At 34.3% G+C, this 1103-nt stretch carries 1 protein-coding gene and 1 pseudogene; both read right to left on the reverse strand.

Going from position 1 to position 1103, the window contains the following annotated elements; all coding sequences use genetic code 11:
- Nucleotides 1–478 (reverse strand): annotated as a pseudogene (locus tag GMD4S_RS09190) (ferredoxin reductase); the annotation flags it as partial.
- Between the two features lie 8 nt (nucleotides 479–486).
- Nucleotides 487–810: a hypothetical protein gene (locus GMD4S_RS09195; protein ID WP_025172607.1), complete on the reverse strand. Its 324-nt coding sequence runs from the start codon at nucleotides 808–810 to the stop codon at nucleotides 487–489.
- Between the last annotated feature and the right edge of the window lie 293 nt (nucleotides 811–1103).

Below are 1103 nucleotides of genomic sequence, written 5' to 3' on the forward strand. Positions count from 1 at the left end.
ATAAGGGGGCGTAGAGCAGAAATACCAACATCAGATGCAAAGAAAACTAGTGGCTGATTCGTATCTTTAACAGTCAAAGAGGAATCCAGCCAACTCATCTCAATCTCACTGCCAGCCGGTAAATGTGTCAAGGTGTTCTTAAAGTTGCTACCACTATTATGAGTCAAAATGAGAATCTCATCTTCATCAGGTGTGGAGGCAATAGTTAGCCATCGACTGGTTTGCTCTCCCTTAGCTTCGTTTTTATTAGTAGTAGAAGAAGTATCAGGGAGTGTAAACTTGGCATAAGCCCCTGCTTTCCATGTCATATTAGTAGGTTTCGTCAAATGTATTAAGTAAAGGTCCCCATTGAAATTTTCAATGGATTTTAAAGACAAAGCTTGACTACGTCCAAGATAGGTTATTACACCCCAAGAAATAAGGCATATAGCCACCAGAATAGATATAATAATTATCAACATTTTTTACCTCTTTTCATTATTTTCCTCATTTCCAAAATTTAAAAGATAGCCAAGTAGCCAGTGCGATAACAGGAATAAAGCCAATCAGTTTGATAAGCAAATCAGTATTAGGTAGGCTGTAAATATAAATCATGGTAGTCAATGCCACCAACCAAATACCCGCAATTTTTAAAATAACAGGTAAGCCGGCAATCATACATAACCCTATAGCCAGCAAAATCATACCTCCAGTCGCAAAGGACATAAAATCAGGGTTTGATAAATCAACCTGTTGTAGTGTAGCTCCCCAAATAATGATCAAAATACCAATAATGGCAAGAGAAATTCCTGTAATACCTAATCCATTCATTTTTTTAACTCCTTGTTTGTCCATGATAAAATCTCCTTTATTATATTATTGAATGAATATAATATTAGTTCATTCATATATTTTCAAAAAATAAAAAAATCAATTCTTCTTATAAAAATTTTGTCCTTTCTATGTAAATAATATCAAATATAGCATATCCATTTAATCTATAATCTGTTCTATCTCACCTATAAGAATAAAATGAGGTTCCCAGCCACCATGTCCGTCAGTATAGATATCTGGATACAATTCATAGTAATCCCTTATTTCCTGTACAAAACTCTCCTTGTCAA

The organism is Streptococcus sp. GMD4S (assembly GCF_000296955.1).

Bases quoted from the DNA above. Each gene is read 5' to 3' on its own strand.
- GMD4S_RS09195 (WP_025172607.1), bottom strand. From the start codon at position 810: ATGAATGGATTAGGTATTACAGGAATTTCTCTTGCCATTATTGGTATT.